Consider the following 26,181-nt stretch of genomic DNA (forward strand, 5'->3'; position numbering starts at 1 on the left):
CCCCCGGCGGCTGGTCTCAGGCGGATCGCTCAGCGTTCCTTGACATAGGGTTGGCCCCCGGCGCGCGGCGGGATGGCCTTGCCGACAAATCCCGCCAGCACCAGCACGGTCAGGATATAGGGCAGCGCGTCCAGCACCGGCACCGGCACCCTGACTTGCACCACCGACTGCACCACGTCGGGGCGAAGGGCGAGGGCCTGGAAAAAGCCGAACAGCAGACAGGCCCACATCGCCGCCACGGGCCGCCATTTGGCAAAGATCAGCGCCGCAAGCGCGATATAGCCGCGCCCGGCGGTCATCTCGCGGCCAAATCCGGCTTGCAGCGCGGTCGCCATATAGGCCCCCGCAACACCGCACAAAACGCCGGTAATCGCCACAGCAGCAAAGCGCAGGCCAACGACCGATACGCCCGCCGTATCCACCGCCGCAGGGTTTTCGCCAACCGCCCGCAGGCGCAGGCCGAACCGGGTGCGGAACAGCACCCACCAGGTCAGCGGCACGATCAGAAACGCGACATAGACCAGCACGGAATGGCCCGAGATCACCTCGTAATAGAGCGGCCCGATCACCGGCACCTCACGCAAGCCCTCGGCCCCCGGCAGGGTGACGGGGTTGAAGCGGGCATTGCCGGACAGGGGCGGGGTGCGCCCGCCCTGCCGGAACAGCGCCTGTGCAATCAGCACGGTCAGGCCCGAGGCCAGAAAGTTCAGCGCCACGCCGGAAATCAGCTGGTTGCCGCGAAAGGTGATGGCGGCAATGCCATGCAGGGCGGCAAACAGCAGCGATGCGCCGATCCCCGCCAACAGCCCGGCCCAGGCCGAGCCGGTCAGCGCCGCCACCGCCCCCGCCGACATCGCGGCGGCCAGCATCTTGCCCTCCAGCCCGATGTCGAAAATCCCGGCGCGCTCGGAATACAGACCCGCAAGACAGGCCAGCAGCAGCGGTGTCGCCAGCCGCACGGTGGTGTCGAGGACTTGCAGAAGTGTCGCGTAATCCATCAGGCGGCCCTCATCGCTTTGGCCGAACGGACCAGACCAAAGGCCCGCTCAAGGATCATCCGCACCATCATGTCCAGCGCGCCGGTGAACAGGATCACCAGCCCCTGCACCACGATCCGCATCTCGATCGGAATGCTGGTCCACAGGCCCAGCTCTGCGCCGCCCTGATAGAGAAAGCCAAACAGCAGCGCCGCCAGCACCACGCCAAACGGGTGGTTGCGGCCCATCAGGGCCACGGCGATGCCGATGAACCCAGCGCCTTCGGACGAGTTCTGCAACAGCCGCTCTGCCTCGCCCATCACGTTGTTGATGCTCATCATTCCAGCCAGACCGCCAGAGATCAGCATCGCGATGATGGTGATGCGCACCGGGTTGATGCCCGCATATTTCGCCGCCGCCTCGGATTTGCCAAAGGCGCGGATCTGGTAGCCCAGCCGGGTGCGCCAGAGCAGCGCCCAGACCACAACCGCCATCGCAAGCGCGATCAGCAGGGTCACGTTGGCCGGGACCGGGCGCTCAAAGATCAGGTTGAAACCGGGGATGTCATTCAGCGCCGGCAGTTGCGCGCCGACCGGGAACCGGGCCGAGGCCGGGTCGGCCTGACCAACGGGCTTCAGGACATCGACCAGCATGTAGACCAGCAGCGCCGCCGCGATGTAGTTGAACATGATCGTCGTGATCACGATATGGCTGCCACGCTTGGCCTGCAGATAGGCGGGAATGGCGGCCCAGGCCGCGCCAAACAGCGCCGCCCCGGCGGTTGCCGCGATCAGGGCGATGGTCCAGTGCGGCCAAGGCAGCGACAGACAGACCAGAGCGACGCCCAGGCCCCCCAACTGCGCCTGACCCTCGCCGCCGATGTTGAACAGCCCGGCGTGAAAGGCCACCGTCACCGCCAGCCCGGTAAAGATGAAACTGGTGGCATAATACAGCGTATAGCCCCAGCCGTAGGACGAGCCGAGCGCGCCATCGACCATGACCTTGAACGCCTCGACCGGGCTTTGGCCGATCACCAGCAGCACCAGCGCCGAAATCACGGCGGCAAACAGCAGGCTGACCGGTGGCACCAGCGTGAGGTCGGCCCATCTTGGCAAACGGTCCATCAGGCGGCCTCCCCCGGAGTGGTGCCGGTGCTTTTGCCGTTCATGCCTGCCATCAACATCCCCAATTCTCGCTCATCCGTGGTCTCGGGGTCGCGCATGCCCATGATCTGGCCGTCAAACATCACCGCGATGCGGTCGGACAGCGACATGATCTCGTCCAGTTCCACACTGACCAGCAAGATCGCCTTGCCCGCATCGCGCAGCGCGACGATCTGTTTGTGGATGAACTCGATCGCGCCGATATCGACGCCACGGGTCGGCTGGCCGATCAGCAACAGATCGGGGTTCTGTTCAACCTCGCGGGCGACCACGATCTTTTGCTGGTTGCCACCAGAGAAGTTCTTGGCCTCCAGCGTGCAGATCGGCGGGCGCACGTCATAGGCGGCCATCTTTTTCTCGGTATCGGCGCGCAGGGCGTCATTGTCCATGAACAGCGCCGATTTCTGGTACTTGGGGTCGTTGTGATAGCCAAAGGCCACGTTTTCCCAAGCGGTGAAATCAAGGATCAGCCCGTGATGGTGCCGGTCTTCGGGCACATGGGCGATGCCCGCCTCCCGTCGGCTTTGCCCGTCGGATCCCGCGCCGGACAGGGGCAGATCCGCCCCGTTCAGCGTGATCTTGCCGCTGGCGTTGACCATCCCGCCCAAGGCGGCCAGCAGGTCGGACTGACCATTGCCCGCGACCCCGGCAATGCCCAGAATTTCGCCCGCACGGATCTCCAGACTGATGCCTTTCAGCCGCTCCACCCCATGCTCGTCGCGCACGCGCAGGTTTTCGACCGCCAGCACGACCTTGCCCGGCACGGCGGGGGTCTTTTCCACTTCCAGCAGCACCTTGCGGCCCACCATCAGCTCGGCCAGCTGTTCGGGGCTGGTCTCGGCGGTCTTGACCGTGGCGACCATGGTGCCACGCCGCATGACGCTGACGTTATCCGTCGCCTCCATGATCTCGCGCAGCTTGTGGGTGATCAGGATAACGGTTTTGCCCTGATCCTTCAGACCTTTGAGGATGCGGAACAGATGGTCGGCCTCATCCGGGGTCAGCACCCCGGTCGGCTCGTCCAGGATCAGGATATCGGCCTGTCGGTACAGCGCCTTGAGGATTTCCACCCGTTGCTGATGGCCGACCGACAGGTCTTCGACCAGCGTATCGGGGTCCACGTCCAGGCCGTATTCCTGCGCCAGCTCTTTGAGCACCCGCCGCGCCTTGCCCAGCGAGGTGTTCAGCAGCGCGCCATCCTCGGCGCCGAGCACGATGTTTTCCAACACCGTGAAATTCTGCACCAGCTTGAAATGCTGGAAAACCATCCCGATGCCGGCGCGGATGGCGCTCTGGCTGTCGGGGATCGGGGTCAGATTGCCACTGATGAAGATCTGACCGGAATCCGCTTTGTAGAACCCGTAAAGGATCGACATCAAAGTCGACTTTCCGGCACCATTCTCACCGATGATGCCGTGGATCGTGCCTTTTGGCACGGCGATGTTGATGTCCTTGTTTGCCTGAACCGGGCCAAAGGCTTTGGAGATGCCCTTCAACTCGATGGCAAAGGGGGCGGCAGTCTCCTGCCGCCCCAAGGTGTCAGCCGCTGCGGCCATCAGAACGTCGCAGCCGGGCAGGTGTCGTCGGTGCGGTAGTCATGCACGACCAACTCGCCCGATTTGATCTTTTCGGCCGCTGCGTCCACCGCAGCCTGCATCTCTGCCGTCACCAGCTCGGCGTTGTTTTCATCCATCGCGTAGCCGACACCATCGGACGCAAGGTTCAGCGCCTGCATTGTGGTGTCCAGCTCCGCGCCCTGAATCATCGAGTTGTAGACCGCCACATCGACGCGCTTGAGCATCGAGGTCAGGACCGAGCCGGGGTGCAGGTGGTTCTGGTTGCTGTCCACGCCGATCGACAGGATGCCTTCATCCGCCGCCGCCTGCAGAACACCCAGACCGGTGCCACCCGCCGCTGCAAAGATCACGTCAGAGCCTTGCGATTTCTGCGCTTTGGCCAGCTCGGATCCCTTCACCGGGTCGTTCCAGGCGGCCGGCGTGGTTCCGGTCATGTTCGAGATGAACTTGATGTCGGGATTGGCCGCAACCGCGCCTTGCGCATAGCCGCAGGCAAAGTTGCGGATCAGCGGAATATCCATGCCGCCGACAAAGCTGACCGTGCCGGTTTTGGAGGCCAGAGCTGCCATCATGCCCACCAGATATGAGCCTTCATGCTCGGCAAAGCCGATGGTCAGCACGTTCGGATGCTCGGCCGGATCGACCCACCCGTCGATGGTAACGAATTTGGTGTCAGGAAAGTCCTTGGACACGGTGGCAATCGGGTCGGACATGCCGAATCCGGTGGTGACAATCGGGTTCGACCCGGCTTCGGCCAGACGACGCAGGGCCTGCTCACGCTGGGCCTCGTTCTGCATCTCGATTTCCTTGTACGATCCGCCAGTTTCCTTGGCCCAGCGTTCCGCGCCATTGTAGGCCGCTTCGTTGAAGGATTTGTCGAATTTGCCGCCCAAGTCGTAGATCAGCGCCGGTTCCGCACTGGCAACGCCAGCCGTGAGGGCCAGCGCACCGGCTGCGCCCAAAAGGTGCTTCATCATGGTCATGGAGAGTCTCCCGGTTGTCGTTACGACGATTACGTTTTTTGGTGCCCAGAACCCGCTATGGCAGCAGCCCCGGATCGTTGTCAATTTAGGGCAGGGTCGCGACAAAGGGTCAAGTGCCATTTCAAAGCCGTCGCGTGAGTTTTGATCTTTCGATCAAAATCAAGGCGTTCCCAAGACAGGGTAACGCCGCGTCAAAGGGCGCGGGACAGGACCAGCGCATCGTCACTTTGGCCATCCGCGCCAGTGTAATAGGCCTTTCTCCGACCCACTTCGGAGAATCCGGCGCGGTCATACAGGGCGATGGCGGCGGTGTTTCCGGCGGCCACCTCCAGAAACGCCTGCTCCGACTGCCGCACCCGGGCTTCGGCCAGAAACGCCTGAACCAGCCGCGCCCCCAGACCCTGCCGGCGCACGGCAGGCAAGACGGCCAGTGTCAGCAATTCCGCCTCGCCGGCAACGGCGCGGCCCAGCAGAAAGCCACCTGATTCGATCAGCGCAAACACATGCGGGCTGTCCAGCAACGCGTTGATTTCATGGGCAGTCCAAGGGCGCGGCAGGGTGAAGCAGGCCGCGTGGAGTGCCGCCAGCTCCGCTGCGTCAGGCATCCAGAATCACCGGCGGCGGGTCGCTGGGCGGGGCGGCATCGGCACCGCGCAGATAAAACGGGGCAGGGCGCGGCTGCGGGCTGCCCAGCCGGGTGGCCGCGATTCGGGCAACGGCTTCGATCAGCGGCATCGCAGGCGGCAACACGGGCGCGCCCAGAGCCGCCGCCGCCGACCCGGTGACCGGGCCCGTGACCGTCAGCCCGGCGAGGGGGTGCAACCCCGCAGGCCGTGGCCCGTCTGCGCCAAAATGCTGCAGATAGACTTCCTCGCGCCGCGCATCTTCCACCACCGTCAGCGGCCGGGGCAAGCCATGCGCCAAAGCCTCCAGCCGGGTCACGCCGATGGCGGGCACGCCCAGCGACAGCGCCAACCCGCGCGCTGCGGCAACCGAGATGCGGACGCCGGTAAAATTGCCCGGCCCGGTGCCCACGCCAATCGCCGCCAGATCGTGCCAGCCGATCCCGCCCTCGGCCAGCAGGTCTTCCAGCAGCGGAATCAAGCGTTCGGCCTGACCCTTCGCCATGTCTTCGACCCGGATCAGGCACCGGCCATCCGGCAAAAGCAAAGCGGCGGCGCAATGCGCCGCCGATGTGTCGAATGCCAGAAGGGTCTCAGGCAGCAACCGGGCGCACCTCGGTCACTTCCGGGATGTAGTGGCGCAGCAGGTTTTCGATCCCCATTTTCAGGGTCAGCGTCGACGACGGGCAGCCCGCGCAGGCACCTTGCATGTGCAGGTAGACCACACCACGCTCAAACCCGTGGAAGGTGATGTCGCCCCCATCCTGCGCCACGGCGGGGCGCACGCGGGTATCCAGCAATTCCTTGATCTGGCGCACGATATCGCCATCTTCGCCGGTGTGCTCGGCATGGCCGCCAGCGGCCTTTGCCTCACCCTCCATCACCGGGGCACCCGACTGGTAATGCTCCATGATGGCGCCAAGGATGGCGGGTTTGATGTGCTGCCAATCGGTTTCGTCCGATTTGGTCACGGTGACGAAATCGGTGCCAAAGAACACGCCTGTGACGCCAGCCGCCGCAAAGATGCGCTTGGCCAGCGGCGATTTGTCCGCCGCTGCGGCATTGGGGAAATCGGCAGTGCCCAGTTCCAGCACGGTCTGACCCGGCAGGAATTTCAGCGTGGCAGGGTTCGGGGTCGACTCGGTCTGGATGAACATGGCTATCTCCGACAGTTCCTTTCGGATATGGGGCTTTGCCTCGCACAAGTCAACAAGTGGCCCCGGAACCCTGCTGCCATCGGCGGTCAGGCGGCAGCTTCGTCCGACCCGAAATAGGCATACATCGCCTCCAGCGGGGTCAGGTCGCGCAGCTTGGTATGCGCCAGATCCTTGGCGGCGACAGTGCAATAATCAACGGTGGCGCTTTTGGCACGTTCCAGTGCGGTGACGTTCACCGCATGGCGGTAGTAGGTGTCTGGTGATGTGAGAGCGGTCATGGCGTAAGCCCCTTTATGCTCTCCTCCCTGCACATTACCTAGTCCTTGCCGCACTGCAGCGAAAGGTCAAAGCCTGCAAGTCCGGCCTGCGCCCGGCGCAAGGCTCAGGTGATGCGCTCCAGCCGTTCCTTTGACATTTCCCCCGGAACGATGGTGATGGGAATCGGCAGGCCGCCTGCGTTTTTCGACATCTGGCTGACCAGCGGGCCGGGGCCGGATTTGTCGCTGCCCGCGCCCAGAACCAGCACGCCGATTTCCGGCGTGTCGTTGACCAGCTTCAGGATTTCCGTCACCGGGTCGCCTTCGCGGATCACCAGATCGGGGTTCACCCCCTGTTTGTCGCGCATCCATTTGGCGAACACTTCGAAATGCGCTTCGATCCGCTCGCGCGCTTCGGCCCGCATCAGATCGGCCACGCCCATCCAGTGCTGGAACTCTTCGGGCGGGATCACCGACAGAATGGTGACCCCCGCGCCGGTGTGGGCCGCCCGCAACGCGGCAAAGCGCATCGCGTTCAGGCATTCCCGGCTGTCGTCCAGAACGACAAGAAACTTCCGCATACATGATCTCCCCAAGCGGGCGCATCATGGCGGATGGGCGGGGGGGCTGGCAAGCCCCGGCGCGCAGGGCGCACATTCCGGCCCTTCGCGCAGGGCAAATCCCGGCCTGTCAGGCAAAGCGCCGGGCGGCATCCAGTGCCAGCCCGGTGCCGACGCTGCCGAACATGTCGCCCGTCGCAATCGGAGTGCCGGGCAGGCAGCGGCTTACCGCTTCGCGCAGCACCGGCAGGCTGGCCGAGCCGCCGGTCATGAACACGGTGCCGATGTCGCGCGGGGCCACGCCCGCCTGCCGCAACACTTCGGCCAGACCCGAGGTCAGGCGCAGCACGGGCTGGGCGACGGTGTCTTCAAACCCGGTGCGTGACAGCGGCTTGTCGCGACCCCCGGTCAGCGCCGCGATCAGGATCTGCGTCACGCTGCGATCCGACAGATCGATCTTGGCCGCCTCTGCCGCCATGGCCAGCGCGTGGCCGTGGCGGCTCTCCAGCACCGACAGCAGCCGGTCCAGCAGATCGGGCCGCACCGCCCGCTGGCGCAGCTCCTTGATCTCGCGCGCCACACCGGGCGCATACATCGCGTTGATCCGGTGCCAGCTGGCCAGATCGAGGTAATAGTGCTGCGGCATCGGGGCCTTGCCGCCATGCACCAAAGACCCCAGCCCCAGATCGGGCATGATATGGTCCAGACTCAGCAGCCGGTCCAGATCGGTGCCGCCCAGCCGCAAGCCGTGATTGGCCAGAATATCGCCCGAGCGGTCGGCCCGGGTGGCCCCCTCGGGAGAGACGCGGATCACCGAAAAGTCAGTGGTGCCGCCGCCGATATCGACGATCAGCACCAGTTCTTCGGCGGTGATGCGGCTTTCATAATCCAGCGCCGCCGCAATCGGCTCATACTGGAACCCGACCTCGGTAAATCCCTGCTCACGCGCAATCGCCTCCAGCACATCCTGCGCCGCCTGATCACCCAAAGCGTCGTCATCGACGAAATGCACCGGCCGGCCCAGCACGACATGATCGGTGCCGGGCTGTGTCGCCTCCAGCCTGGCGCGCAGATGGGCAAAGAACCGGCCGATGATCTGGGTAAAGGCAATCGCCCGGTTGCCCACCCGGGTTTTCTCGTGGATCAGGTCCGACCCCAGCGCGCTTTTCAAGCCCCGCATCAGCCGCCCGTCATCGCCCTCGACATAGGCCGCCATCGCCGCACGGCCAAATTGCGGCGGCGCGCCCTCTGCGTCCCAGAACACCGCCGAGGGCAGGGTGACGCTGTCGCCTTCCAGCGCAATCAACCGCGCCCCATTCCCCGCAGGAACCGAGACGGTGGAGTTCGACGTGCCGAAATCCACCCCGCAAACGCGTGCCTGTGCCATGATGCCCCCTGAAACCAAGGCGGCGGGGGTAAGCGGTTTGCGCCGCGCTGTAAAGACCTAGTCAGCCTCGGCCAGCAGCGCCGCCAGATCAAACCGCTTGTTGACCATCGTCAGGGTGCTGTTGGCATCGCGCGGCCACTCCGCCTCGGGCCGGTCGACATACAGCTCCACGCCGTTGCCATCGGGGTCGGTCAGATAAATCGCCTCGCTCACCCCATGGTCCGCCGCGCCGTCAATCGGCCAGCGCGCCTCGACCAGCCGTTTGAACACCTGCGCCAGCGCCTTGCGATCGGTGAACAGAAAGGCGGTGTGAAAGAGGCCGGTATGACCGGGCGGCGGCGGCGTGCCGCCGGCGCTTTCCCATGTGTTCAGCCCGATATGGTGGTGATAGCCCCCGGCCGACAGAAAGGCTGCCTGCGGCCCGTAGCGCTGGGTGATGCCAAAGCCCAGCAGGCCCGAGTAAAAGTCGATAGCCCGGTCCAGATCGGCCACCTTCAGGTGGACATGACCGACACGGGTGCCGGGGTGAATGCTGTTCATCTTGCCCTCCTTCGGGTCAATTCTGTGACCTGAGGAACATAGCCTCTCTGTTGCTTGCGACATAGGCGCAAGACCGCACAGAGGCTGTGGAAAAAGACCCCCGGTTCAGGGGGACTGAACCGGGGGCAACAAGGGCGGGGCTGCATGGGGCCGGGGACGGACCCAAGTGGCAGCGCAGAGGGGGACAGGCCCGCCCGTCACCCTCTGCGTTAGCGCGGGTTGGAATCAATCATGTGACACGCGCGGCGCGGCGCAGGGCGCGGATCACCATCGTCTGCACCGCCCCCGCCAGCATCAGCGCCAATGACATCAGCGCCCCCACCAGCCCGACGATCAGCCCGATCGCGGTGTCGCCATAGCGTATCGTCGCCCGCAGCAGTCGCGACTTGCCCAGAACTTCCGCGCGCGACACCGTCTTTGCCCCCAACGCCTCAGATGCGCGGGCAAGTCGGCGGGCATCCACCGCATCATCCACCAGCGGCAGCAGGTGCAGGGCGGGCACCGGGCCGGCGGCGTCGGCAACCCGGCCAAGGTCGGTTACGGTTTCGGCCAGCGGGCGCAGGGTATCGGTGCGCAGGAGTGCCACCGCATCATCGGCCCCGCGAACCTTTGGCAGATCGGCCCAGCGGACGCCATCGGTCACCGCTGCTGTCATTCGGGTGGTCAGGCGCGGCGACAGCCGCCCCATGCCCCGCGCCAGCCGGATCGTTGCCGTCCCGGCCTTGACCGTGGCCGAGGTGCCGCCAGTCGCCACAAAGGCCGCCGTCGCCCCCAGCCCCACCACTGACAACCCAAGGTCCAGCTGATCCACCGGCTGGCCCATGGTGTAATCGGCCCCCGCCTTGACCACCCCGCGCAGATCCTCGACCGGGGTCAGCAGGATCGGCGCCTTGCAGATCAGCGCGGTCGACAGCGAACAGGTCGCGATATCCCACATGCAGGCAAGGCAATCGCCCGACATCGCCAGCAGGCCCGAGTCCTGCTCCCATGCGTCGGCATAAGCGGGGGGCAGGGCGTGGCCCTGTTCGGCGGCCACCTCGGCCAGAGCCTGCAGCGCCACCCAGTTGCGCGGCGCTTCGGCCAGCCTTGTGGTGATCAGCTCTGCCAGCCGCTCGGGCGTGGCCTCGCGCGCCATCATCCGGTCGGTCAGTGCCGCGATTTCGTCGGCAGCGCGGTCGATCATAGGGGAAAGCGCGGGATTGTCCGCGATCCGAATGCCAGAGCGCAGGGTCATCGCCAGCGACCCGATGAACAGAAAAAGCAACAGGGTCCGCGCCAGACGTTTCATTCCGGGCATCCTAGCAAAGCCGGGCCGCCGGGCACAGTCCCTTCGCCACGGGTAAAAGGGCGGCGCAAGGCCGCCCCTTTGCTCAGCGCCGGGACCGGATCATGCCGGTGATGTCATAGACCTGATCAAGAATGGGCCGCGCAATCGCCTCGGCCCGGTCAGCGCCCGCGCCAAGAATGCGGTCAATCTCGGCCGGGTCCTGCATCAGCCGGTTCATCTCGGTGGTGATCGGGGACATCACCGATACGGCCAGATCGGCCAGCTTGGGTTTGAAGCTGCCAAACTGCGCGCCCGCGTTCTGCGCGATCACGTCTGCCGCCGTCATTCCGGCAAGGGCGGCATAGATGTTTACCAGATTGCGCGCCTCTGGCCGGTCTTTCAACCCGTCGAGGGTGTCGGGCAGCGGCTCCGGGTCGGTCTTGGCCTTGCGGATCTTGGCAGCGATGGCATCGGCATCGTCGGTCAGGTTGATCCGGCTCTGATCCGACGGGTCGGATTTCGACATCTTTTTGGTGCCGTCGCGCAAGGACATGACGCGGGTGGCGGCCCCCTCGATCAGCGGCTCGACGATGGGAAAGAACTCCACCCCGTAATCGTGGTTGAACTTGGCCGCGATGTCGCGGGTCAGTTCCAGATGCTGTTTCTGATCCTCGCCCACCGGCACATGGGTGGCGTGGTAGGCCATGATATCCGCCGCCATCAGCGCAGGGTATGCATAGAGACCCAAGCTCGCTGCTTCGGCATTCTTGCCGGCCTTGTCCTTGAACTGGGTCATCCGGTTCATCCAGCCCAGACGGGCGACGCAGTTGAAGATCCACGCCAGTTCCGCGTGGGCGCTGACCTGGCTCTGGTTGAACAGGATCGACCGCGCCGGATCGACACCCGAGGCGATAAAGGCCGCAGCCCCCTCACGCGTCTGCTGGCGCAGCTTGGCCGGGTCTTGCCAGACGGTGATGGCGTGCATGTCGACCAGACAATAGATCGTCTCGATCCCCTCGTCCTGCTTCTCGGCAAAGCGTTTCAGGGCGCCGAGGTAATTGCCAAGGGTCAACCCGCCCGAAGGCTGGATGCCCGAGAAAATCCGTGGCGGAAAGGCTTGCGGCGTTTGGACCGCCGAAGGCTCTGACATGGTCGTCTCCATCTGGATAAAGTGCTGTGGCTGGCGTAATCCATGGGCAAGGGGGCGTCAATCGGGACGGCCCGACAGGAGTTTGCCATGCAGGACATGAATGCCGCCCCGCTGAACCCGCTGCCGCTGGTGGTCTGGGCGCTGGCCTTGCCGATGATCGCGATGGAGCTGGTCCTGAGTCTGGCCGGGGCCGGGTTGATTGGCGGGCCGGAGGGGATTGGCTGGCGGCTGCAGGCGCTGGAGCGGTTTGCCTTTTCCCCTGATCTGATGCGGTACTTACTGGAGACCGGACAATTTCCGCTGGACGGGTTGCACCGGCTGGTCAGCTATCCGTTTGTGCATGGCAATGTGACCCATGTGGTCTTTGTTGTCGTCATCCTGCTGGCGCTGGGCAAGATGGTGGGCGAGGTGTTCCGCTGGTGGGCGGTTCTGCTGATCTTCTTTGCCTCGGCGATTGTGGGGGCGCTGGTCTATACGCTGGTGTTGCCGGGGGTCCGCGCCCCGCTGATCGGGGGGTATCCGCCGGTCTACGGGTTGATCGGGGGCTTCACGTTCCTGTTGTGGGTCAATCTGGCGGCGGTGGGGGCAAACAAGTACCGGGCCTTTACGCTGATCGGGTTCCTGTTGGGGATTCAGCTGGTCTTTGGGCTGTTGTTTGGCGGCGGCTATGAATGGGTGGCCGATCTGACCGGGTTTGTGACCGGGTTTGTCCTGTCCTTTGTGGTCAGCCCCGGCGGCTGGGGGCGGGTGCTGGAGAAGGTGCGGCAGCGCTAGCTGCCCCCTGTGTTACAAGCCTGTGGATGCAATGGAATCAAGGGCTTGGATTTTGATTTTAACGCGGTCTTAACCTCTGCGGAGCGCCTTTGCGCCTGATCCGGGGGCGACGGCCTTGGCACCGCGCGCGGGTGGTGAGGCCGGATCGCCTCCGGCGGGAGTATTTCAGAAAGGTGCAAAGCCCATCAGATCCTTTGCATTGCAGCTTTTCCAAATACTCCCCGCGGAGCGTTCTACCGCAGCCATGGGCGAGCACGGCCCGGCGGATGTCAGTCCGGTCTGCGGCGCAGGGCTGATCGGAAATCTGACAGCCGGAACGCGCCGATCAGCGCGCCGGTGGCGAAATAGCTCAGTACGCCGGACGCGATCAGCAAGGCCAGACCGGCATAGCGCAGGCCGGGGGTGCCGAGCATCGGGCCAAGCACCGTCATCGCGCCGAACAGCACGGCCCCCATGGTAAAGGCGGCGACCAGAATCCGCCACGCGCGGGCGCGGAAGCGGTCGTCAAACTGCGCCGCCTCGCCCATGCCGCGACTGCCGCGCCAGAGTTGCCAGACCATGACCCAGGCCGACAGTGTGGTGGCCAGTGCCGCCGCGACAAAGCCGATCAAAGGCATCAGGCCGATGGCGATCAGCGCATTGACGATCATGCAGATCACCGCATAGCGGAACGGGCGGCGGGTGTCTTCGCGCGCGTAATACAGCGGTTGCAGCATCTTTTGCAGCATGAAGGCGGGCAAGCCCAGACCATAGGCGGCCAGCGCCATCGCGGTGTTTGCGGTGTCATCCGCGCCAAACTCGCCGCGCTGATACAGCACGGCACACAGTGGCATGGCGATGACCACCAGCGCCACCGCCGCCGGAATGGTCAGCGCCATCGCAAATTCACTGCCCCGGTTGAAACTGTCACGCCCGCCCTGCGCATCGCCTGCGCGCAGTCGGCGGGACAGATCGGGCAAGAGCACGGTGCCGATGGCAATGCCCACCACGCCCAAGGGCAGCTGATACAGCCGGTCGGCATAGTTGAGCCAGGAAATTGCGCCTTCGGTAAAGCTGGCGATCTGGCGGCCCACTAGCAGATTCACCTGGATCACCCCGCCCGCCAGCACGGCAGGGGCGGCGATGATGAACAGGCGTTTCAGGTCGGGCGTGAGCCTGGGCCATGCGGGCTTTGGTGCAAAGCCGACACGGGCGGCTGCCCACCAGGTAAAGGCAAGTTGCGCCACGCCGGTGACCGGCACGGTCCATGCCAGTGTCAGCCCCATATCCCAGCCGGAACGGGCGGCCATCAGCATCGCGGCGATGAACATCAGGTTCATCAGCACTGGCACAAATGAGGCCTCGGTAAAGCGGCCAAAGGCGTTCAGCACACCAGAGAGCAACGCAACAAGGCTTATAAAGAGAATGTAGACAAACGTGATCCGGCCATAAAGCACGGCCAGATCAAAGCGTTCGTCTCCGACAAAGCCGCTTACCATCGCCCAGACCAGCCACGGCATTGCGAGCGTGCCGAGCACGGAGAACACCAGCAATATCCCCGCCAGCCCGTTGAAAGCATCGCGGGCAAAGGCTTTTGCATCTTCGCCAGCTTCAAGCTTTTTGGCGAACATCGGCACAAAGGCCATGTTGAACGCGCCTTCGGCAAAGAAGCGGCGGAACATGTTGGGCAGGGAAAAGGCAGTGAAAAACGCTTCGGCCACTGGCCCGGAACCCAGATAGGCCGCGATCATGATGTCGCGCGCAAAGCCCGCCCCGCGCGACAGCAGCGTCCAGCCGCCGACCACCATGATCGAGCGGATCAGCCGGATCGGTTTCATGTGGCGGCCCGCTCCCGGCCTTCGGTGATGGCTTGCCGCAGCTTTTTCTCCAGCGCGTCCTGTTTGGTTTTGGCGTGGAGTTTCAGGCCGAACATGTCCTTGACGTAAAAGCTGTCCACCACTTGCGCGCCATAGGTCGCGATCACGGCAGAGGCGATGTAGATGTTGTTGTTCGCAAGCGTCCGGGTCAGATCATACAGCAGGCCGGGGCGGTCGCGGGTATCGACCTCGATGATGGTGTAGATGTCGGAGCCTTCGTTATCGAACATGATATGGGTCGGAAAGCGGAACTCGCTGTCGCGCTTTTTCACCTTGTCGCGGGATTTGAGCGCGTCGCGGGCGACCACTTCACCGCGCAGGGTCTTGTCGATCATGGCGCGGAGGCGGGGCAGGCGGGCCTCGTCATAGGGTTTGCCTTCGGCGTCCTGCACCCAGAACACCGCCGTGGCATAGCCGTCCTTTGACGTATAGGTGCGGGCATCGACGACATTGGCCCCGACAAGGGCAAGCGCCCCCGCGAGGCGTGAGAAGATGCCCGGATGATCGGCCAGCGCAAAGGCGGCGCGGGTGGCGTCGCGGTCGGGTTCGGGGTGCAGGTCGATGCGGATCTCGTCATCGGCCAGACCCCGAAGCAGGCGGGCAAACACGGCCTGGGTTTCCGTCGGCAGGCCCTGCCAGTAGGGGGCATAGTGTCGCGCGAGTTCGGCGCGGATGTCGGCCTGCGGCCAGTCGGACAGCGCGGTGCGCAGGGCCTTTTTGCCCTCATCCTCGCGCTTGGTGCGGTTGACGTTTTCCAGCCCGTTTTCAAGCGCTTCGGCGGTCTCGCTGTAGAGCCGGCGCAGCAGCATGGCTTTCCAGTTGTTCCAGGTGCCCGGACCGACACCGCGGATGTCACAGACCGTCAGCACGGTCAGCAGGTCCAGCCGTTTGCGGGTTTTCACCGCCTTGGCAAAGTCGCGCAGCGTGCGCGGATCACCGATGTCGCGCTTTTGCGCGACATCGGACATCAGCAGGTGATAGCGCACCAGCCATTCGACGGTTTCCACCTCATCCGCCGTCAGGCCAAGGCGTGGCGCGATGCGGCGGGCCATCTGCGCGCCGATGATCGAATGATCCTCGGGCCGGCCCTTGCCGATGTCGTGCAGCAAAAGGGCGATATAGATCACCTTGCGGTTGATCCCGGCCTTGAGGATGCCGGAGGCGACCGGCAGCTCTTCGACCAGCTCGCCGCGTTCGATCTGGGCCAGGACCGAGACGCATTGGATGATATGCTCATCGACCGTGTAGTGATGGTAGACGTTGAACTGCATCATGGCGACGATGCGTTCGAATTCCGGGATGAAGGCGCCGAGCACGCCGATTTCGTTCATCCGGCGCAGGGCGCGTTCGGGGTTGCCGTGTTTCAGCAACATGTCGGTGAATAGGCGCACCGCCTCGGGGTCGTCGCGCATGTCGTCGTCGATCAGGTTCAGGTTGGCGGCAATCAGGCGCAGGGCGTTGGGGTGGACCAGATAGCCGGTGCGCAGGGCCTCTTCGAACACCCGCAAGAGGTTGAGCTTGTCGGCAAGGAAGCTGGCCTCGTCCGCGACATTGATGCGGCCCTGCACCAGCACATAGCCGTCGCGCACGCGTTTCTTGCGCTTGAAGATGCCCAGCAGGCTGGCTTCGGGCTTGGCGTGGCGGGCTTCGAGTTCGGTCAGGAAGATGCGGGTCAGCTCGCCGACGCGGGTGGCGTGGCGGAAGTAGTCCTGCATGAAGATTTCCACCGCGCGGCGACCGTTTGCATCGCGATAGCCCATGCGGTCGGCCACCTCGACCTGCAGGTCAAAGGTCAGCTGATCCATGGCGCGGCCTGCGATGTAGTGCAGGTGGCAGCGCACAGCCCAGAGAAATTCCTCGGCGGTGCGGAAAGAAACGTATTCCTCGGGGCGGAACAGGCCGATGGCGACCAGCTCACGCGCGGCCGGTACGCGGTGCAGGTATTTGCCGATCCAGTACAGGGTTTGCAGGTCGCGCAGGCCCCCCTTGCCCTCTTTGACATTGGGTTCCAGCACATAGCGCTGGCCGCCCTGCCGTTTGTGGCGCTCGGCCCGTTCGGAAAGCTTGGCCTCGATGAATTCGGGGCCGGAGTTGCGGAACAGGTCTGACCACAGCCGGTCACCAAGGTCGGTCGCAAGCGGCTCGTACCCGGCGATGAAGCGGTGTTCCAAAAGGGCGGTGCGGATGGTGATATCCTCACGCCCCAGCCGGATGCAGTCCTTGACGGTGCGGGTGGCGTGGCCGACCTTGAGCTTCAGATCCCACAGGATGTAAAGCATGGATTCGACCACGCTTTCGGCCCAGGGGGTGGTTTTCCATGGGGTCAGGAACAACAGGTCGACATCCGAGGCCGGGGCCATTTCGGCACGGCCGTAGCCGCCGACTGCCAGCACGGCGATGCGCTCTGATTCGGTGGGGTTGGACAACGGGTGCAGCCAGCGGCTGGATATTTCCAGCGCCACGTACACCAGACCGTCGGTCAGGACCGATTGCCCCAGCACCAGCGCGCGGGCGTCGCGGGGGCGCAGGCGAAAGGCTTCGGCCAGGGCCGCATTGCCACGGGCGCGCGCCTCGGCCAGATGGCGGACCGCGATGCCGCGCAAGGCGCGGCTGTCGGGGGCCTCATCGCGTTCCCGGGCGATGGCGGCCAGACAGGCGGCGCTGTCAAAGATCTGCTCGGGTGGCAATAGCATATCTGGTGCCGCCGCCGGGGCGGCGGCGCCAGATGCGGGGCCGGAAACCGGCGTCCGGGGGGCGGCGGCACGCGCCATGGGCGTGCCTTATGACCCGAAGCCGCCAAAGCTGCGCGGGGCCGGGTCGATGATCACCACCTGATTGTTGCGGATCTGCGCCACGGCCAGACCGCGTTCGTTCTGCCCGTCAGAGCGCAGGCGGAAAATGCCGTTGACCCCGACAAAGCCAGCAGACTGGGTCAGCGCCTGCCCGGTCAGGGCATTGGAGCGGCCCTGTTTCAGCAGGGCCCCGATGGCGGCAATCCCGTCATAGGCCAGACCCGAGATCGGGTGCGGCGGCTCGCCAAAGGCGGTCTGATAGCGCGACTGGTATTGCTGATACAGCGCCGGGTCGGGCAGGGCAAACCAGCCGCCCTGAACGCCGGGCAGCGCCAGCGTGCCTTGCGGAATATCCCAGCGGGTCAGGCCGATGAACTGGGTGACGGCCGGGCCAAGCCCGTTTTCAGACAAAAGCTGGCTGACCAGCGGCAAGGCCCCGGCGGTATCGGCGGTCAGGAACACGGCATCGGCAGAATTGTCGCGCGCGGTAGCGGCAAGACGCGGAGCCGCAGAGACCACGCCGTTTTGCGAGAATTCATACGAGCCGACCCCGACGACCGAGCCACCGGCGCGGGCGATGCCCTGTTCGATCGCGGCGCGGCCCAGCTGGCCGGCGGTGTTCTGCTCATGCACCACCATGATCCGGCGCTTGCCGTTGCGCACGGCGTAGCTGGCCAGACGGGTGGCGGTGTTGCTGAAGGTGGGGCCAAGGATAAAGACGTTGCGGCCCGCGATATCGGGGTTGTTCGAGAAGGCCAGCACGTTGATGCCCCGCGCGGCAGCAGCGGCCCCGGCGGCATTTGCCTCTTGCGCGAAGACCGGGCCGAGGATGATCTTGGCCCCGTCATCAATCGCCTTGGTCGCCATCGCCTGCGCGGTGGCGGGCTGGCCTGCGGTGTTATAGACCCGCAGGTCGATGCGGGTGTTGCCCAGATCAGAGATCGCCAGACGGGCCGCATTCTGCAACGACCGTGCCAGCAGCTCGTCACTGGCCTGACCCGAGCCCGAGGGCACCAGCAGGGCCACGATGACCGGGGCGGACGAATCGACCGTCGGACCGCCGGCTCCGGGGCCGGTGGCGGGTTGACAGGCAGCAAGTGCAACGGCAGCCAGGGCAAAGGCCGCACGACCCAGCGACTTGCGGGCCCGGCTTATAACAGACAACATATGGACTTCCTCTTCCCGGACTGCGCAGCTTTATCGGCTGAACTTACGGGCAATGGCAGACGAAGTAAACTTGTCAGGACCCCCCGATGACAGCCGACAGACCAGATTCCCCTTCTGCCACCGCGCATATCGCCGCCGCGCGCGAGATTCCGCCGGGACTGCATTTTGTGGCGACCCCCATCGGCGCGGCGCGCGACATCACCCTGCGGGCGTTGGACCTGCTGGCCGGGGCCGATGTGCTGGCCGCCGAAGACACCCGCAGCCTGCGGCATCTGATGGAAATTCACGGGGTTGCGCTGAAAGACCGGGCGCTGGTGCCCTATCACGAGCACAATGAGGCGCAGGCTTTGCCCCGGCTGATGCGGGCGCTGAGCGAAGGCAAATCGGTGGTCTATGCGTCAGAGGCCGGAACGCCGCTGATCTCGGACCCCGGATTTGGTCTGGCCCGGGCGGCGATTGCCGAGGGCATCGCCGTGCTGGCCGCCCCCGGCGCATCTGCCGTGCTGTGCGCGCTGACTGTGTCGGGCCTGCCCTCCGACCGGTTCTTGTTCGCGGGCTTCCCGCCGTCGGCCAAAGCCGCAAGGCGGACATTCCTGAGCGAGCTGGTCCGGGTCGGGGCGACGCTGATTTTGTACGAAAGCCCCAAGCGCATTGGGGAAACATTAATGAATTGCGTGGAATACTTCGGAGCAGAGAGAGAGGCGGTGGTGTGCCGCGAGTTGACGAAACGGTTTGAAGAGGTGACCCGTGGCACGCTGGCAGAACTGGCGGCGGCCTTTGACGGGCGCGATGTGAAGGGCGAGATCGTCTTGCTGATCGACCGCGGGGTCGAGGTGCAGGCCGATGCGGAAACGGTAGAGGCGGCACTCGACCGCGCGCTGGAAAGCATGTCGGTCAAGGATGCAGCAGCGGCGATTGCCGACGCCTATGGTCTGCCGCGGCGCGAAGTGTATCAGCTTGCTCTGGCGCGGGGGCGGTGAAGTCGGTGCGGTTGGGAAAGGATTGGGGATGAGCGGACGCAGGAGCTATTATGCAGGCGTTGCGGCAGAGGATCAGGTGGCGCAGCTCTATGACCGTTCCGGCCGGTCGGTGATTGCGCGGCGGTGGCGGGGGCCGGGCGGCGAGATTGACCTGATTGCGCGCGACGGGGCGGAGGTGATTTTCATCGAAGTCAAGCAGGCACGCAGCCATGCAGTGGCGGCAGAACGTTTGACGACGCGACAGATGGCGCGGATTTATGCGTCGGCGGCATGTTTTATCGGCGGCGAACCGGCGGGCCAGAACACGCCGGTGCGGTTTGATGTGGCTTTGGTCGACGGGGCCGGTCGGATCGAGGTGCTGGAAAACGCTTTCGCCGCCTGACGGTTTGCATCTTTCCCGGCTTTGCGCCAATGCTGGCGCGATCACGGAGGATTGCCATGCCGCTTAAAGTTGCCCTGCAGATGGACCCGATCGGGTCGGTCAATATCAACGCCGACAGCACATTCCGGATTGCGCTGGAAGCGCAGGCGCGTGGGCATGCGCTGTTTTACTACACGCCGGACCGGCTGGCCTTTGTCGAAGGCCGGGTGATGGCGCGGGGGTTCTGGATCGAGCTGCGACGCGAGGTCGGGAATCATGTCAGCTATGGGCCGGAGGTCGAGGTCGATCTGTCGGAGATGGATGTGGTCTGGCTGCGGCAGGACCCGCCTTTTGACATGGGCTATATCACGACGACGCATCTGCTGGAGATGATCCATCCGAAGACGCTGGTGGTGAATGACCCGTTCTGGGTGCGGAATTTTCCTGAGAAGTTGCTGGTCTTGCGGTTTCCCGATCTGACGCCGCCGACGGCGATTGCGCGGGATTTGCAGACGATCCGGGCGTTCAAGGCGCGGCATGGCGATATTATTCTGAAACCGCTGTACGGCAATGGCGGGGCCGGGGTGTTCCGGCTGGACCCGAATGACCGCAATCTCGCCAGTCTGCATGAGATGTTCACCGGGATGAACCGGGAGCCGCTGATCGTGCAGAAATTCCTGCCGGCGGTCTCGGCCGGGGACAAGCGGGTAATTCTGGTCGACGGGGAGCCGGTGGGGGCGATCAACCGCGTGCCGCAGGAGGGTGAGACGCGGTCGAATATGCATGCTGGCGGGCGGCCGGAACAGGTGGGGCTGACGGCGCGGGATCTGGAGATTTGCGCCCGGATCGGGCCGGTGTTGCGTGACAATGGTCAGGTGTTTGTGGGCATTGACGTGATCGGCGACTGGCTGACCGAGATCAATGTGACCTCGCCCACCGGCATTCAGGAGCTGGAGCGGTTTGACGGGACCAATACGGCGGCGCGGATCTGGGAGGTTATTGAGGCCAAACGGGCGCGGTGATTGCTTCGACAGGACGAATTTTCTGCGAAAATTCGGTGGTCGCTTGAAACATTTGTAGGCAGGGCGACGTAAATTTTCGCAGAAAATTTGTGCTGCGACGGGGCTATGATTTTGAGCCGACTGCAAACCGGTAGCTGACCGCTTCCGCCACATGGGGGTGGCGCACGTCGGTTGAATTGTCCAGATCGGCGATGGTGCGGGCGACGCGCAATACGCGGTGATAGCCACGTGCGGTCAGGCCCATGCGTTCGGCGACGCGCGCGATCAGGGCGCGGCCTTCGGCATCCGGGGTCGCGACCTCTTCCAGCCGTTTGCCTTCCAGGTCGGCGTTGACGCGCAAGGTGTCATCCTGTGCATAGCGCGTGGTTTGCAGCGCGCGGGCGCGGGAGACGCGGGCGGCGATGGTGGCGGAGCTTTCTCCGGTTGCGGGCAGGTCAAGGTCGGCATAGGCGACAGGGGGCACGTCGACGCGCAGATCGAACCGGTCCATCAGCGGGCCGGAGATCCGGCCCAGATAATCGTCGCCGCACAAGGGGGCCTTGCCGCAGGCGCGGGCCGGGTCTGACAGATAGCCGCAGCGGCAGGGGTTGGCGGCGGCGAGCAGCAGGAACCGGCAGGGATAGCGGATATGGGCATTGGCGCGGGCCACCATCACCTCGCCGGTCTCGATCGGCTGGCGCAGGGTTTCCAGCACCTGCCGGGGGAATTCCGGAAACTCGTCCAGAAACAGCACCCCGTTGTGCGCAAGGCTGATTTCGCCGGGTTTCGCGCCTTTGCCGCCACCGACGATGGCGGCCATCGAGGCGGTGTGATGCGGTTCGCGAAAGGGGCGCTCGCGGGAGATGCCGCCTTCGGTCAAAAGCCCGGCAAGTGAGTGGATCATCGAGGTTTCCAGCGCCTCCACCGCCGAAAGCGGCGGCAGGATGCCGGGCAGGCGGGCGGCGAGCATGGATTTTCCAGAGCCGGGCGTGCCCACCATCAGCATGTGGTGACGGCCGGCGGCGGCGATTTCCAGTGCGCGTTTGGCGCGTTCCTGACCCTTGACCTCGGCCAGATCGCGGCCACCAGTCTTGGGCAGCACCTCGCCCGCCTCGGCCGGGGGCAGGGGGCATTGGCCGGTGTAATGGCGTACCACCTCATCCAGCGAGGCGGCGGCAAGCACTTCGGTGGCCCCGACCCAGGCGGCCTCGGCACCGCAGGCGCGCGGGCATAGCAGGGAGCGGTCGCTTTCGGCGGCGGCCATGGCGGCGGGCAGCGCGCCGATCACTGCGATCAGGCGGCCATCGAGGGAGAGCTCGCCCAGGGCAACCGTCGCCTCTACCTCGTCCTTGGGGATGATGTCGATGGCGGCGAGCAGCGCCAGCGCGATCGGCAGGTCGAAGTGCGACCCCTCTTTCGGCAGGTCGGCGGGAGAGAGGTTGACGGTGATTTTCTTGGTGGGCAGCGCGATGGACATCGAGCTCAGCGCGGCGCGCACCCGTTCCTTGGCCTCGGACACCGCCTTGTCGGGCAGGCCGACGATGGAGAATCCGGGCATGCCGGGCGAGACGGCGCATTGCACTTCGACCAGACGCGCCTCGACCCCTTCAAACGCGACTGTATAGGCTTTGGCGACCATCATGCACCCCGATCCCGTAGCAAAGGGTTAACGGGAGGGGGTTAGCGAATGGTTAACGTTGTCCGTCTGGCGATGCCGGTTAAAGCAGGGCCATGAACTTTGGCCACGCCTCGGGGTCGGCCACGGTCTTGTCGCGGCAGAACGCGTTACAAAAGCCGAAACGGCGGCCCTGAAGCTCCAGCACATGGGTCACGGGCTTGCCGGAATAGGGGCAGGCGGTGTTTTCCGAAGCGGTGCCGTCGACCGCGCGGGCGGGCAGGCGCGTGGGGCCGGGCCAGTCCCGTGTCGGGTAGTCGCGACGGTAGAACTCCTGATCCGCGCCGTCGATCAGGCCCATGGCGCGCCATTGCCGGAAGCTGGGATGCGCCAGATGGGCCTGCACATAAGCCATCGCACGCGGGCTGACCGGCAGGTTGTAGGTGGCGATGCGGCTGGCGACGGGGGCAAAGAACACATCGGCGGCGGAATAGTTACCGCACAGCCAATGGGTTGATCCGGTCTGGTCCCATGCCCAGTCCCAGATCGTTTCCAGCCGTTTCACATCATCGAGCACGGCTTGCGGCGGGCTGCAATCGGTGTAGCTGACCCGCAGGTTCATCGGGCAATGGGTGCGCAGTGCGGTAAAGCCTGCGTGCATTTCGGCCGCCAGCACACGGGCGATGGCGCGGTGTTTCGGATCGGTCGGCCAGATCCCGACATCGGGGTGACGGGAGGCGAGTTCTTCGGCAATCGCCAGACTTTCCGGCATCACCACGCCGTCGGGCGTGCGGATGGTGGGGGCGGTGCGGGCCGGGTGGAATTGTTTCAGCAGGGTGGGCAGCTCATCGGTGTAGAGCCGCGCTTTGTGTAGTTTGTACGGGATGCCGAAGGCGTCGAACAGCAGCCAGCCGCGCAGGCTCCAGCTGGAATAGGCGCGGTCGCCGATCACGAGGTCATAGGGGATGGTCATCTGGCGGCTTCCTCTGCGCTGGTTTTTGCCAGCTAAGGCCAGAGCGCCGGTCATGGAAAGTGATGATTTTTGTGGGTAGTCATCACGGAATGTGATTGATGCGCAGGGCCTGCCAACCCGATGAGGTCTTGTGCAATTCGGTGACCGACAGGTTGTCGATCTTGTGCTGAAACACATCCTGCGCGGTCAGGCCAAGGCGGCATTGCAATGCGGCAAGGATCGCGCCGAAGTGGCAGACCACGATGGTCTCACCGGGCAGGCGGTCGAGGGCGGCGGTGATGCGCGCGGTGATATCGTGCCAGCCCTCGCCTCCGGGGGCGCGGATCGTGCCCGGCGATTCCCAGAAGGCGCGGATATGGGCGGGATCTTTCGCCTCGGCCTGCGCGAAGGTCTGCATTTCCCACGTGCCGAAGTGCAGCTCGCGCAAGGCGGCATCATGCGGCAGGCGGGCGCGGGAGGGCAGCGCCAGCGCGTCGGCGGTGGTGACGGCGCGGGACAGGTCGGATGAGATCAGGGCGGCATCCGGGGGCAAATGGGCCGAAAGCCGCGCGAGTGCGGCGGTGTCGGACAGATCGGCGGGCAGATCGGTCCAGCCGACCATGGCCTTGGCATGGGTCGGGCCGTGGCGGACGAGGTGCAGGCGGGTCATAGTGCGCCTTCGGGCAGGGTGCCCTTGAGCGCGAAGGGCAGGCCGGCCATGACGCCGAGGACCAGCCCGGCACGGGCGGCGATCATCTGGTTCAGGCGGCCCTGCGCGTCACGGAACTGCCGGGCGAGGGCGTTGTCGGGAACAATACCCCAGCCCACCTCGTTGGAGACAACAACGACGGGCGCGGGGCTGGTGGTGAGGGTGTCCACCAGATCCTGGCAGGCGTGGTGCAGGTCGTGGCCTGCAAGCAGCATGTTGGACAGCCAGAGTGTCGCACAGTCGAGCAGGATCGCCCCGCCGGGGTCGCAGCCGCTGAGCGCGGTGGCGATGTCGGTGGGGGCCTCGATCGTGGTCCAGTCCGGGCCACGGTCTGTCAGGTGCTGGGCAATCCGGGTGCGCATTTCGGCGTCAAAGGCTTGCGCGGTGGCAATGTAGATGCGGGGGCGGCCGGTGGCGGTGACCAGCCGTTCGGCCAGCCGCGATTTGCCGGAGCGCGCGCCGCCGACCACGAGCGTTAGCGCGGGGAGCGAAAAAGTCGATGGGGAAAGTGATCCGGTCGCGGTCACGCTGCGTAGAACCTTTCAAAAGCGGCTGCCTTTCCGAACGATTGTTGCGGTTCGGGGCGCGGGCGCTGGGGGATCGGAAACTGGGGGTACAAAGATGGCACTGGACGGATATAGCGACCAAACCATGTCCCGCCAAGCGATGCGGGCGGAATTGCTGGATGCCGAGACCGAGCTGAAGCTGGCCTATGCCTGGCGCGATCAGCGCGATGAGCGGGCGCTGCACCGGCTGGTCACCGCCTATATGCGGCTGGCGATTTCGATGGCGTCAAAGTTCCGCCGCTATGGCGCGCCGATGCCGGACCTGATTCAGGAGGCATCGCTGGGCCTTATGAAGGCGGCAGACAAGTTTGACCCGGACCGCGGCGTGCGGTTTTCGACCTATGCCGTGTGGTGGATCAAGGCCAGCATTCAGGACTATGTGATGCGCAACTGGTCGATGGTGCGCACCGGATCGACCTCCAGCCAGAAGGCGCTGTTTTTCAACCTGCGCCGGGTGCAGGCCAAGTTGGAGCGCGAGGCGTCGCAGCGCGGCGAAAAGCTGGACCAGTTCCAGCTGCGCCAGATGGTGGCGACCGAGGTGGGGGTGCCGCTGGCCGATGTCGAGATGATGGAGGGGCGGCTGTCGGGCTCTGATTTCTCGCTCAACGCCACACAATCGAGTGACGAGGACGGGCGCGAATGGATTGACGCGCTGGAAGATGACTGTGCGGGCGCGGCGGAACAGGTGGAGCTGTCGCATGATGCCGAATGCCTGCGCGGCTGGCTGGTGACAGCGATGCAGGCGCTGAACCCGCGCGAGCGGTTTATCGTGGCCGAGCGCAAGCTGCGCGACGAGCCGCGCACGCTGGAATCCTTGGGCGAAGAGCTGGGGCTGAGCAAGGAACGGGTGCGGCAGCTGGAGGCGGCGGCCTTTGCCAAGATGCGGCGCAACCTTGAAACCCAGTCGCGGGAAGTGCATCACTTTCTTTTATGAGAAACCTGATCCTGACTTTGAGCGTGGCCGTGGCCTTCGTGATGGGGGCCGCCGGTCTTGGTACTGCCACGGCGGCGCAGATCGACGCAAAGGCGCTGGACAGCCTGCCGCCCGCCGATGTGGTGGTGCTGGGCGAGGTGCATGACAACCCCGCGCACCATTTCAATCAGGCGCGGGCGGTGTTTTCGCTGACCCCGAAGGCGGTGGTCTGGGAGCAGCTGTCTGCGGACGCGGCGACACGGGTGCCGGCGGATCTGGGCGACAGGGACGCTGTGGCGCGGGCGCTAAGGTGGGACCAGAGCGGCTGGCCTGATTTTGCGATGTATTATCCGATCTTTGTCGCCGCACGCGACGCGCGGCATTACGGGGCCGAAGTGCCGCGCGATCTGGCGCGGCGGTCGGTGTCTGAGGGCGCGCTGGCGGTGATGCCGGATGGTCCCGGTCTGGCGCGGGCGTTGCCAGAGGCCGAACAGGCCGCGCGTGAGGCGGAACAGATGGCCGCGCATTGCGATGCGATGCCGGCGGACCTGTTGCCCGGCATGGTGCAGGCGCAGCGGTTGCGCGATGCCTATCTGGCGCAGGCGGTGCTGCAGGCGCTGGAGGAGGTGGGGCCGCCGGTGGCGGTGATCACCGGATCGGGCCATGCCCGCACCGATTGGGGCGTGCCTGCGGTGCTGGCCGGGGCCGCGCCCGGCCTGTCGGTGTTGTCGGTCGGGCAGATGGAAGGCGCGGCGGTGGAAGATGCGCCGTTCGATCTGTGGCTGGTGACGGAAGCGGTGGAGCGCGACGACCCCTGTGCTGCGTTTCGCTGACGGGGTGTTGCCTTTGGCAGG

The 26,181-nt window shown here is 65.1% G+C and carries 26 protein-coding genes; 6 read left to right on the plus strand and 20 right to left on the minus strand.

Translation table 11 applies throughout. The annotated features are described in order from the left end of the window. Nucleotides 1-29: 29 nt before the first annotated feature. From J2X53_RS13875 to trpS, 13 genes are all read right to left on the minus strand, one after another. Nucleotides 30-998 (minus strand): ABC transporter permease, encoded by a 969-nt coding sequence (locus tag J2X53_RS13875; RefSeq protein ID WP_349038084.1) that lies wholly within the window; start codon nt 996-998, stop codon nt 30-32. Continuing rightward, entirely contained in the window at nt 998-2,101 is a 1,104-nt protein-coding gene (locus J2X53_RS13880) for an ABC transporter permease (RefSeq protein WP_349038085.1), read from the minus strand. Before J2X53_RS13880 ends, J2X53_RS13875 begins: the two co-directional genes overlap by 1 nt. Beyond that, entirely contained in the window at nt 2,101-3,696 is a 1,596-nt protein-coding gene (locus J2X53_RS13885; RefSeq protein ID WP_349038086.1) for an ABC transporter ATP-binding protein, read from the minus strand. Before J2X53_RS13885 ends, J2X53_RS13880 begins: the two co-directional genes overlap by 1 nt. Continuing rightward, nucleotides 3,696-4,700 (minus strand): BMP family ABC transporter substrate-binding protein, encoded by a 1,005-nt coding sequence (locus tag J2X53_RS13890; protein WP_349038087.1) that lies wholly within the window; start codon nt 4,698-4,700, stop codon nt 3,696-3,698. Before J2X53_RS13890 ends, J2X53_RS13885 begins: the two co-directional genes overlap by 1 nt. A 191-nt stretch (nt 4,701-4,891) precedes the next feature. Continuing rightward, on the minus strand, nt 4,892-5,305 hold the full coding sequence (locus tag J2X53_RS13895; RefSeq protein ID WP_349038088.1) for a GNAT family N-acetyltransferase: 414 nt from the start codon (nt 5,303-5,305) through the stop codon (nt 4,892-4,894). After that, entirely contained in the window at nt 5,298-5,927 is a 630-nt protein-coding gene (gene tsaB / locus J2X53_RS13900; protein ID WP_349038089.1) for a tRNA (adenosine(37)-N6)-threonylcarbamoyltransferase complex dimerization subunit type 1 TsaB, read from the minus strand. Before tsaB ends, J2X53_RS13895 begins: the two co-directional genes overlap by 8 nt. Further along, complete coding sequence (locus tag J2X53_RS13905) at nt 5,917-6,480, minus strand: NifU family protein (RefSeq protein ID WP_349038090.1); 564 nt, start codon at nt 6,478-6,480, stop codon at nt 5,917-5,919. The genes tsaB and J2X53_RS13905 overlap by 11 nt, the downstream gene beginning before the upstream one ends. Before the next feature lie 86 nt (nt 6,481-6,566). After that, nucleotides 6,567-6,758: a hypothetical protein gene (locus tag J2X53_RS13910; RefSeq protein WP_349038091.1), complete on the minus strand. Its 192-nt coding sequence runs from the start codon at nt 6,756-6,758 to the stop codon at nt 6,567-6,569. A gap of 104 nt (nt 6,759-6,862) precedes the next feature. Then, nucleotides 6,863-7,318: a universal stress protein gene (locus J2X53_RS13915; protein ID WP_349038092.1), complete on the minus strand. Its 456-nt coding sequence runs from the start codon at nt 7,316-7,318 to the stop codon at nt 6,863-6,865. A gap of 109 nt (nt 7,319-7,427) precedes the next feature. Then, nucleotides 7,428-8,684: an Hsp70 family protein gene (locus J2X53_RS13920; protein ID WP_349038093.1), complete on the minus strand. Its 1,257-nt coding sequence runs from the start codon at nt 8,682-8,684 to the stop codon at nt 7,428-7,430. Nucleotides 8,685-8,741: 57 nt separating this feature from the next. Further along, nucleotides 8,742-9,224 carry a VOC family protein gene (locus tag J2X53_RS13925; RefSeq protein WP_349038094.1) on the minus strand — a complete coding sequence of 161 codons (483 nt, stop codon included), beginning with the start codon at nt 9,222-9,224 and terminating at the stop codon, nt 8,742-8,744. A 229-nt stretch (nt 9,225-9,453) separates the two neighbouring features. Beyond that, nucleotides 9,454-10,512, minus strand: coding sequence for a hypothetical protein (locus J2X53_RS13930; RefSeq protein WP_349038095.1), 1,059 nt, complete (start codon nt 10,510-10,512; stop codon nt 9,454-9,456). A gap of 82 nt (nt 10,513-10,594) precedes the next feature. Continuing rightward, nucleotides 10,595-11,641 (minus strand): tryptophan--tRNA ligase, encoded by a 1,047-nt coding sequence (trpS, locus tag J2X53_RS13935; protein WP_349038096.1) that lies wholly within the window; start codon nt 11,639-11,641, stop codon nt 10,595-10,597. An 87-nt stretch (nt 11,642-11,728) separates the two neighbouring features. Here trpS and J2X53_RS13940 point away from each other — a divergent pair, with 87 nt between their 5' ends. Next, entirely contained in the window at nt 11,729-12,415 is a 687-nt protein-coding gene (locus tag J2X53_RS13940; RefSeq protein ID WP_349038097.1) for a rhomboid family intramembrane serine protease, read from the plus strand. Nucleotides 12,416-12,684: 269 nt separating this feature from the next. Here the strand turns inward: J2X53_RS13940 and murJ are convergent, their stop codons facing one another. From murJ to J2X53_RS13955, 3 genes are all read right to left on the minus strand, one after another. Continuing rightward, nucleotides 12,685-14,232: a murein biosynthesis integral membrane protein MurJ gene (gene murJ / locus J2X53_RS13945; protein WP_349038098.1), complete on the minus strand. Its 1,548-nt coding sequence runs from the start codon at nt 14,230-14,232 to the stop codon at nt 12,685-12,687. After that, a complete protein-coding gene (locus J2X53_RS13950; protein ID WP_349038204.1) occupies nt 14,229-16,964 on the minus strand; it encodes a [protein-PII] uridylyltransferase in 2,736 nt (911 codons plus the stop codon). Before J2X53_RS13950 ends, murJ begins: the two co-directional genes overlap by 4 nt. A gap of 87 nt (nt 16,965-17,051) precedes the next feature. Beyond that, nucleotides 17,052-18,230: a penicillin-binding protein activator gene (locus J2X53_RS13955; protein WP_349038099.1), complete on the minus strand. Its 1,179-nt coding sequence runs from the start codon at nt 18,228-18,230 to the stop codon at nt 17,052-17,054. Between the two features lie 86 nt (nt 18,231-18,316). On the opposite strand from J2X53_RS13955, the gene rsmI reads away from it, so the two are divergent. The 3 genes from rsmI to gshB are packed head-to-tail and all read left to right on the plus strand — an operon-like array spanning nt 18,317 to nt 20,593. After that, nucleotides 18,317-19,210: a 16S rRNA (cytidine(1402)-2'-O)-methyltransferase gene (gene rsmI, locus J2X53_RS13960; protein ID WP_349038100.1), complete on the plus strand. Its 894-nt coding sequence runs from the start codon at nt 18,317-18,319 to the stop codon at nt 19,208-19,210. A 28-nt stretch (nt 19,211-19,238) separates the two neighbouring features. Then, complete coding sequence (locus tag J2X53_RS13965) at nt 19,239-19,592, plus strand: YraN family protein (RefSeq protein WP_349038101.1); 354 nt, start codon at nt 19,239-19,241, stop codon at nt 19,590-19,592. Between the two features lie 56 nt (nt 19,593-19,648). Beyond that, nucleotides 19,649-20,593 (plus strand): glutathione synthase, encoded by a 945-nt coding sequence (gene gshB / locus J2X53_RS13970; RefSeq protein ID WP_349038102.1) that lies wholly within the window; start codon nt 19,649-19,651, stop codon nt 20,591-20,593. 103 nt (nt 20,594-20,696) lie between these two features. Here gshB and J2X53_RS13975 read toward each other — a convergent pair whose 3' ends face one another. The 4 genes from J2X53_RS13975 to cobU all read right to left on the minus strand — a co-directional run bounded on the left by J2X53_RS13975 (nt 20,697) and on the right by cobU (nt 24,375). Continuing rightward, nucleotides 20,697-22,211 (minus strand): YifB family Mg chelatase-like AAA ATPase, encoded by a 1,515-nt coding sequence (locus J2X53_RS13975; RefSeq protein ID WP_349038205.1) that lies wholly within the window; start codon nt 22,209-22,211, stop codon nt 20,697-20,699. 79 nt (nt 22,212-22,290) lie between these two features. Next, on the minus strand, nt 22,291-23,154 hold the full coding sequence (locus J2X53_RS13980) for a glutathione S-transferase (protein WP_349038206.1): 864 nt from the start codon (nt 23,152-23,154) through the stop codon (nt 22,291-22,293). Between the two features lie 88 nt (nt 23,155-23,242). After that, nucleotides 23,243-23,809 (minus strand): histidine phosphatase family protein, encoded by a 567-nt coding sequence (locus J2X53_RS13985; RefSeq protein ID WP_349038103.1) that lies wholly within the window; start codon nt 23,807-23,809, stop codon nt 23,243-23,245. Beyond that, on the minus strand, nt 23,806-24,375 hold the full coding sequence (cobU, locus tag J2X53_RS13990) for a bifunctional adenosylcobinamide kinase/adenosylcobinamide-phosphate guanylyltransferase (RefSeq protein ID WP_349038104.1): 570 nt from the start codon (nt 24,373-24,375) through the stop codon (nt 23,806-23,808). Before cobU ends, J2X53_RS13985 begins: the two co-directional genes overlap by 4 nt. A gap of 94 nt (nt 24,376-24,469) precedes the next feature. Here cobU and J2X53_RS13995 point away from each other — a divergent pair, with 94 nt between their 5' ends. Then, on the plus strand, nt 24,470-25,348 hold the full coding sequence (locus J2X53_RS13995; RefSeq protein WP_349038105.1) for an RNA polymerase factor sigma-32: 879 nt from the start codon (nt 24,470-24,472) through the stop codon (nt 25,346-25,348). Further along, nucleotides 25,345-26,160 carry a ChaN family lipoprotein gene (locus J2X53_RS14000; RefSeq protein WP_349038106.1) on the plus strand — a complete coding sequence of 272 codons (816 nt, stop codon included), beginning with the start codon at nt 25,345-25,347 and terminating at the stop codon, nt 26,158-26,160. Before J2X53_RS13995 ends, J2X53_RS14000 begins: the two co-directional genes overlap by 4 nt. The last annotated feature ends 21 nt before the right edge of the window (nt 26,161-26,181 follow it).

The organism is Pseudotabrizicola sp. 4114 (genome assembly GCF_031457365.1).
Lineage (GTDB): Bacteria > Pseudomonadota > Alphaproteobacteria > Rhodobacterales > Rhodobacteraceae > Pseudotabrizicola.

Excerpts from the sequence above, each read along its gene's own strand:
- J2X53_RS13875 (WP_349038084.1), bottom strand. The coding sequence starts at position 998 with ATGGATTACGCGACACTTCTGCAAGTCCTCGACACCACCGTGCGGCTG.
- J2X53_RS13880 (WP_349038085.1), bottom strand. The coding sequence starts at position 2,101 with ATGGACCGTTTGCCAAGATGGGCCGACCTCACGCTGGTGCCACCGGTC.
- J2X53_RS13885 (WP_349038086.1), bottom strand. The coding sequence starts at position 3,696 with ATGGCCGCAGCGGCTGACACCTTGGGGCGGCAGGAGACTGCCGCCCCC.
- J2X53_RS13890 (WP_349038087.1), bottom strand. The coding sequence starts at position 4,700 with ATGACCATGATGAAGCACCTTTTGGGCGCAGCCGGTGCGCTGGCCCTC.
- J2X53_RS13895 (WP_349038088.1), bottom strand. The coding sequence starts at position 5,305 with ATGCCTGACGCAGCGGAGCTGGCGGCACTCCACGCGGCCTGCTTCACC.
- J2X53_RS13905 (WP_349038090.1), bottom strand. The coding sequence starts at position 6,480 with ATGTTCATCCAGACCGAGTCGACCCCGAACCCTGCCACGCTGAAATTC.
- J2X53_RS13910 (WP_349038091.1), bottom strand. The coding sequence starts at position 6,758 with ATGACCGCTCTCACATCACCAGACACCTACTACCGCCATGCGGTGAAC.
- J2X53_RS13915 (WP_349038092.1), bottom strand. The coding sequence starts at position 7,318 with ATGCGGAAGTTTCTTGTCGTTCTGGACGACAGCCGGGAATGCCTGAAC.
- J2X53_RS13920 (WP_349038093.1), bottom strand. The coding sequence starts at position 8,684 with ATGGCACAGGCACGCGTTTGCGGGGTGGATTTCGGCACGTCGAACTCC.
- J2X53_RS13925 (WP_349038094.1), bottom strand. The coding sequence starts at position 9,224 with ATGAACAGCATTCACCCCGGCACCCGTGTCGGTCATGTCCACCTGAAG.
- J2X53_RS13930 (WP_349038095.1), bottom strand. The coding sequence starts at position 10,512 with ATGAAACGTCTGGCGCGGACCCTGTTGCTTTTTCTGTTCATCGGGTCG.
- trpS (WP_349038096.1), bottom strand. The coding sequence starts at position 11,641 with ATGTCAGAGCCTTCGGCGGTCCAAACGCCGCAAGCCTTTCCGCCACGG.
- J2X53_RS13940 (WP_349038097.1), top strand. The coding sequence starts at position 11,729 with ATGCAGGACATGAATGCCGCCCCGCTGAACCCGCTGCCGCTGGTGGTC.
- murJ (WP_349038098.1), bottom strand. The coding sequence starts at position 14,232 with ATGAAACCGATCCGGCTGATCCGCTCGATCATGGTGGTCGGCGGCTGG.
- J2X53_RS13950 (WP_349038204.1), bottom strand. The coding sequence starts at position 16,964 with ATGCTATTGCCACCCGAGCAGATCTTTGACAGCGCCGCCTGTCTGGCC.
- J2X53_RS13955 (WP_349038099.1), bottom strand. The coding sequence starts at position 18,230 with ATGTTGTCTGTTATAAGCCGGGCCCGCAAGTCGCTGGGTCGTGCGGCC.
- rsmI (WP_349038100.1), top strand. The coding sequence starts at position 18,317 with ATGACAGCCGACAGACCAGATTCCCCTTCTGCCACCGCGCATATCGCC.
- J2X53_RS13965 (WP_349038101.1), top strand. The coding sequence starts at position 19,239 with ATGAGCGGACGCAGGAGCTATTATGCAGGCGTTGCGGCAGAGGATCAG.
- gshB (WP_349038102.1), top strand. The coding sequence starts at position 19,649 with ATGCCGCTTAAAGTTGCCCTGCAGATGGACCCGATCGGGTCGGTCAAT.
- J2X53_RS13975 (WP_349038205.1), bottom strand. The coding sequence starts at position 22,211 with ATGGTCGCCAAAGCCTATACAGTCGCGTTTGAAGGGGTCGAGGCGCGT.
- J2X53_RS13985 (WP_349038103.1), bottom strand. The coding sequence starts at position 23,809 with ATGACCCGCCTGCACCTCGTCCGCCACGGCCCGACCCATGCCAAGGCC.
- J2X53_RS13995 (WP_349038105.1), top strand. The coding sequence starts at position 24,470 with ATGGCACTGGACGGATATAGCGACCAAACCATGTCCCGCCAAGCGATG.
- J2X53_RS14000 (WP_349038106.1), top strand. The coding sequence starts at position 25,345 with ATGAGAAACCTGATCCTGACTTTGAGCGTGGCCGTGGCCTTCGTGATG.